The 5,924-nt window shown below is 70.2% G+C and carries 3 protein-coding genes and 1 pseudogene; 1 reads left to right on the plus strand and 3 read right to left on the minus strand.

What is annotated here, in order from left to right; all coding sequences use genetic code 11:
• Together IH13_RS0108150 and IH13_RS0108155 are read right to left on the minus strand one after the other, a co-directional pair.
• Positions 1–587, minus strand: a pseudogene (locus IH13_RS0108150) (MFS transporter); the annotation flags it as partial.
• 387 nt (positions 588–974) lie between these two features.
• Positions 975–2,552 carry a potassium/proton antiporter gene (locus IH13_RS0108155; RefSeq protein WP_420713346.1) on the minus strand — a complete coding sequence of 526 codons (1,578 nt, stop codon included), beginning with the start codon at positions 2,550–2,552 and terminating at the stop codon, positions 975–977.
• A 244-nt stretch (positions 2,553–2,796) separates the two neighbouring features.
• On the opposite strand from IH13_RS0108155, the gene IH13_RS0108160 reads away from it, so the two are divergent.
• A complete protein-coding gene (locus IH13_RS0108160; protein WP_031082401.1) occupies positions 2,797–5,541 on the plus strand; it encodes a penicillin acylase family protein in 2,745 nt (914 codons plus the stop codon).
• A 66-nt stretch (positions 5,542–5,607) separates the two neighbouring features.
• On the opposite strand, the gene IH13_RS0108165 is transcribed toward IH13_RS0108160, so the two are convergent.
• The coding region (locus IH13_RS0108165) for a 5-formyltetrahydrofolate cyclo-ligase (protein ID WP_031082403.1) at positions 5,608–5,924 on the minus strand (317 nt) is incomplete at its 5' end.

Raw genomic sequence — 5,924 nt, forward strand, 5'->3', positions numbered from 1 at the left:
CCGGCCAGTGTCAGGATCCCTTCGGCGATCAGCCCCGCCGCGGGGTGCACGCCGGTGCACAGCGCCGTCGCGATCACCGGGCCGATGACGAACGTGAACTCGTCCGTCACGGACTCGAACGCGGCGGCCGTGGTCATCAGAGGGGACGCCGGGCGCCCCGGGGCGGCGCCGAGCCGCGCCGCCCAGCGGGCCCGGACCATCGGCCCCACCTGCGGGATCGACGCCCCGGTGGGCACGGCCGCCAGGAACAGGACCCACAGCGGCGCGTGCGCCAGCGCGAGCGCCGTCAGCACCCCGACGGACGCGGCGTGCACCAGCACGCCGGGCACCAGCACCGCGCGCTGGCCGAACCGGTCCGCGAGCCGGCCGGTCTGCGGCGCGAACAGGGCCATCGAGACGCCCGATACGGCGGCGACGGCGCCCGCACTGCCGTAGGAGCCGGTGGTGTGCTGGACCAGCAGCACGATGCTGATGGTCAGCATCGCGAAGGGCTGCCGGGCCGCGAAGCCCGGGATCAGGAAGGTCCACGCACCCGGGGTGCGCAGCAACTGCCCGTAACCGGGGCGGTCGGAGACCGTGGTCGCCACGGTCCATGCCTTTCTGCCGCCTGGTGGCCGTGCTCCCCGGGTGCGTCCGGCACCAGTGCCGGGGCCGTGCGGGGAGCTGCCGAGAGCTGTCCTCTTCGCGCGGGACTGCGGTAGATGCCGGGCGCTCGCTCCAGAGGCGAAAGGACGCCACGACCGCCATACGGTCGCGCCAGCTCTGCATCAGGCAGAGTTGGTCGATCTCGATCAGATCGAGTAGATCATGTAGCAATCCTTCATGTTACAGGTGCCGGGGGCCGGGGGCCTGTGATCGGGCACGAGGGGGCTGACGCCGCCTCCGATCAGCAGCCGTCCCCAGGCCCGGAGTCTCGCCTCGATCAGCAGCCGCCCCCACGGACCGGGGGCCGGGGACCGGGGAACGGCCTCCGATCAGTGACGAGTCCTCGTGGCGCCAGGGCGCTCCTCGCCGCCCCTGCCCAGCTTCTTCGCCAGCTTCACCACCTGCGGTACGTCCACGAGCGGCGCGATGTCCTGCCCGCTCTGCTTGCCGGTACCCAGCCAGCCGGCCAGCTTGCCCCCCTCGGCGACGGCCCGCAGCCGGGCCTCGGCCGCGTCCCGCACCGGGTCGGTGGCCACGACCAGCAGTTCGTCGCCGCGCCGGAGCACGGTGGAGGGGGCGGGTACGAAGCTCGTGCCGTCGCGTACGACGAGGGTGACGGCCGAACCGGAGGGCAGGCGCAGTTCCCCGACCTCCACGCCGTGCATCTTCGACTTCCCCGGGACCGCGACCGACAGCAGGTGCCCGCGCAGCCGCTCCAGGGGCGCCGACTCGATGCCCAGGTCCGACGCCTCGGACGGGTCGTCGCCGATCCGGAGCGCCCGGGCGAGCCAGGGCAGGGTCGGCCCCTGGATCAGCGTGTAGACGATGACGAGCACGAAGACGATGTTGAAGACCCGGGTGCTGCCCTCGATCCCGGACACCATGGGGATGGTCGCCAGGATGATGGGCACGGCTCCGCGCAGCCCCGCCCAGGACATGAGGGCCTTCTCGCGCCGTGGCAGGCGGAACGGGGCGAGGCTGATGAAGACCGACAACGGCCGTGCGACGGCGGTGAGCACCAGCCCCACGATCACGGCGGGCCAGAAGTCGTCGACCAGGTCGTGCGGGGTGACCAGCAGCCCGAGCAGGACGAACATGCCGATCTGCGCCAGCCAGCCGAGCCCGTCGGCGAAGCCCCGGGTGGCCGGCCAGTGCGGGAGCTTGGAGTTGCCGAGGATCATCGCGGCGAGGTACACGGCGAGGAACCCGCTGCCGTGGGCCATGGCGCCCGCCGCGTACGCGGAGACCGCGATGGCCATCACGGCGATCGGGTAGAGCCCGGAGGCGGGCAGCGCGACGTGGCGCAGCCCGTACGAGCCGAGCCAGCCCACCGCGAGCCCGATGGCCGCGCCGATGGCCAGCTCCAGTGCTATCTCGCCGATCAGGACGTACCAGTGCTCCACCGGGCCGACGGCGGAGAAGGCGACGACCAGGATGACCACCGGGGCGTCGTTGAAGCCGGACTCGGCCTCCAGGACGCCCGTGATCCGGGACGGGAGCGGCACTTTGCGCAGCACGGAGAAGACGGCGGCGGCGTCGGTGGAGGAGACGACGGCGCCGATGATCAGCGCCTGCCGCCAGTCCAGCCCTACGAGGTAGTGCGCCGCGCTCGCCGTGACGCCCACACTGACGCCCACGCCGACGGTCGACAGCAGGGCTGCCGCCGGAAGTGCCGGGCGGACCTCTTTCCACTTCGTCCCCAGACCGCCCTCGGCCAGGATGACGACCAGGGCGGCGTACCCGATGACCTGGGTCAGTTCGGCGTTGTCGAACTTGACGTCGAAGAGGCCGTCCTGTCCCAGGACGATGCCGATGCCGAGGTACAGGAGGAGGCTGGGAAGGCCGCTGCGCGACGAGATGCGGACCGCCGCGACCGCGACCAGCAGCACGAGCGAGCAGGCGAGCAGAAGTTCGTTGAGCGTGTGGACAGTCAGGGTCCGTTCCTTCCCTGCGTGCGCCTTCCGGATCGGCCTCCGGGGGACCAGTACTTCGTTACCTTACCTAATCTTTAACGCTTTCTTGACGGCTTCGAGTGTTCGTACGAGCGCGGCGCAGATGGGTGCATCCCCATACCGCGTCCGAGTGGCTTCGGCGGGGCGCCTATGGTTGCTCCTGCACTTCCAGGACCGCCCTGCCCCGCGAAGGACAGCGATGCCCGCCAACACAACCGCCCCTTCCGGCTCTTCGGATGCGAGGAAACCCGGCAGGAAGAAGGGGCGACGCGGTCGCCTGATCGTGATCGTCCTGGTGCTGGCGCTCGTCGCGGGTGTCGGGTACGGGGCCTACTGGTCCGTCGCCACGGTCCGGGCCTCCTATCCGCAGACGACCGGCACGCTCGAACTCAAGGGCCTCACCGGTGACGTCGACGTCAAACGCGACGGCTACGGGATCCCGCAGATCTACGCGGACTCCGACGCCGACCTGTTCCGCGCCCAGGGCTTCGTCCAGGCCCAGGACCGGTTCTGGGAGATGGACGTCCGCCGTCACATGACGTCCGGACGGCTCTCCGAGATGTTCGGCTCGGGGCAGGTCGACACCGACGCCTTCCTGCGCACCCTGGGCTGGCGCAAGGTCGCCCAGGAGGAGTACGACAAGGTCCTGGACGAGGAGACCAAGAAGAACCTCCAGGCGTACGCGGAGGGCGTGAACGCGTACCTCGCCGGCAAGGACGGCAAGGACATCTCCGTCGAGTACGCGGCGCTCGGCCTCACCAACGACTACAAGCCCACCGAGTGGACCCCGGTGGACTCGGTCGCCTGGCTGAAGGCGATGGCCTGGGACCTGCGCGGCAACATGCAGGACGAGATCGACCGCTCGCTGCTGACCAGCAGGCTCAGCGAGGAGCAGATCGAGGACCTGTACCCGGAGTACCCGTTCAAGAAGAACAAGCCGATCGTGGAGAACGGCGCCGTCTCTTCGGTCACCGGTGAGTTCGCCCCGGAGGCCGAGCCGTCGGACGGCATCGGCGGGGACACCGTGGCCGGGGCGACCGAGGGCCTGAACACCCAGCTCTCCGCGCTCTCCGACACCCTGGACGAGATTCCGGCGCTGCTCGGCCCGAACGGCAACGGCATCGGGTCGAACTCCTGGGTGGTCGACGGCAAGCACACGACCACCGGCAAGCCGCTGCTGGCCAACGACCCGCACCTGGCGCCGATGCTGCCCTCGCTCTGGTACCAGATGGGGCTGCACTGCCGTGAGGTCTCCAAGACCTGCCAGTACGACACGGCCGGATACACCTTCTCCGGGATGCCCGGAGTGATCATCGGCCACAACCAGGACATCGCCTGGGGCTTCACCAACCTCGGCGCCGACGTCACGGACCTCTTCCTGGAGAAGGTCTCGGCCGACGGCTACCAGTACGACGGGAAGACCGAGCCCTTCGTCACCCGTGAGGAGACCATCAAGGTCGCGGGCGGCAAGAGCCGGAAGATCACCGTCCGGGAGACCAACAACGGCCCGCTGGTCTCCGACCGCAGCAGCGAGATGGAGAAGGTCGGAAAGAGGGCCCCGGTCACCAACGCGGCCCCCGACCGCGGCGACGGCTACGCGATCGCCCTGAAGTGGACCGCGCTGGATCCCGGCAAGTCCATGGACGCCGTCTTCGAGCTCAACCGCGCCAAGGACTTCAAGACCTTCCGGGCGGCGGCCGAGCACTTCGAGGTGCCCTCGCAGAACCTCATCTACGCGGACACCGAGGGCAACATCGGCTACCAGGCCCCCGGCAAGATCCCGGTCCGCCTGAAGGGCGACGGCACCATGCCGAGCCCGGGCTGGTCCAAGCAGTACGGCTGGGAGAAGGACCCGATCCCCTTCGACGAGCTGCCGTACGAGTACAACCCGGAGCGCGGCTACATCGTCACCGCCAACCAGGCGGTCATCGACGACAGCTACGAGCACATGCTCACCAAGGACTGGGGCTACGGCACCCGCAGCCAGCGGATCAACGACCTGATCCAGAAGAAGATCGACGGCGGCGGCAAGGTCTCCACCGACGACATGCAGTCGATGCAGATGGACAACCAGAGCGCCATCGCCGCGAAGCTGGTGCCCAAGCTCGTCAAGATCGGCATCTCCGACAAGAGCGTCCGCGAGGCCCAGAAGCTGCTGGAGGGCTGGGACTACACCCAGGATTCGGACTCCGCCGCGGCGGCGTACTTCAACGGTGTCTGGCGCAACATCCTGAAGCTGGCCTTCGGCAACAAGCTCCCCAAGGAGCTCCGCCCCAAGGGTGAGTGCATCTACGTGCGGCCCGCCGCCGGCACCGGACCGGTGGACGAGCAGAACAAGCTCGTACGCGAGTGCGGCCAGCGCGACCCCGACACGGCGCAGCCGGACGGCGGCGACCGCTGGTACGAGGTCGTGGAGTCGATCCTCGACGACCCGGACAACGAGTGGTGGAAGGCGCCCGCGCAAGGCCGGGAAGAAGCCATCGACAACCGGGACCAGCTCTTCGCCCGCGCCATGGAGGACGCCCGCTGGGAGCTGACCGCCAAGCTCGGCAAGGACATCAGCACCTGGAACTGGGGCCGGCTGCACCAGCTGACCCTGCGCAACCAGACGCTCGGCACCGAGGGCCCCGACCTGCTCCAGCGGGCGCTCAACCGCGGCCCCTGGAACCTCGGCGGCGGCGAGGCCGCGGTCGACGCCACCGGCTGGAACGCCGCAGGCGGCTACGGGGTCATCTGGGTGCCGTCCATGCGGATGGTCGTCAACGTGGGGGACTGGGACAAGTCCCGCTGGATCAACCTCACCGGCGCCTCCGGGCACGCGTTCAGCGCGCACTACACCGACCAGACGGACAAGTGGGCCGACGGCGAGCTGCTCGACTGGTCCTACGGGAAGGGCGCCGTGGACAAGTCCACGGTGGACACGCTGACGCTCAAGAAGCCCTGAGGCCGCGACAAGCCCCGGAGCAGCCCGGAGCAGCCCGTGTACGGCCCCGGGGCGTCCCGGGGCCGTTCAGGCGCCCCGGGGCAGGAAGCGCCGCACTGCGGTCGGCGTGATCACGGCGTCCACGGGGTGGTCGTGCGGTTCCTCCGGGACCCGCGTGACCACCTCGTCGTCGTACAGCAGGACGACGAGGGCGGGGTCGGCCCCGGCCGCCGCCAGCCGGGCCAGCACCCGGTCGTAGCTGCCTCCGCCGCGCCCCAGGCGCATCCCGCGCCGGTCGACCGCGAGTCCGGGCAGCAGGACCACGTCGGCCGCGAGGACCGCTTCGGGGCCCAAGGGGGTACTGTGCGGCTCCAGGAGGCCGCGTCCGGCGGGCAGCAGGTGCT

The organism is Streptomyces sp. NRRL WC-3549 (assembly GCF_000721935.1).
Lineage (GTDB): Bacteria > Actinomycetota > Actinomycetes > Streptomycetales > Streptomycetaceae > Streptomyces.

Coding starts and splice junctions, on each gene's coding strand:
- IH13_RS0108160 (WP_031082401.1), top strand. CDS start 2,797: ATGCCCGCCAACACAACCGCCCCTTCCGGCTCTTCGGATGCGAGGAAA.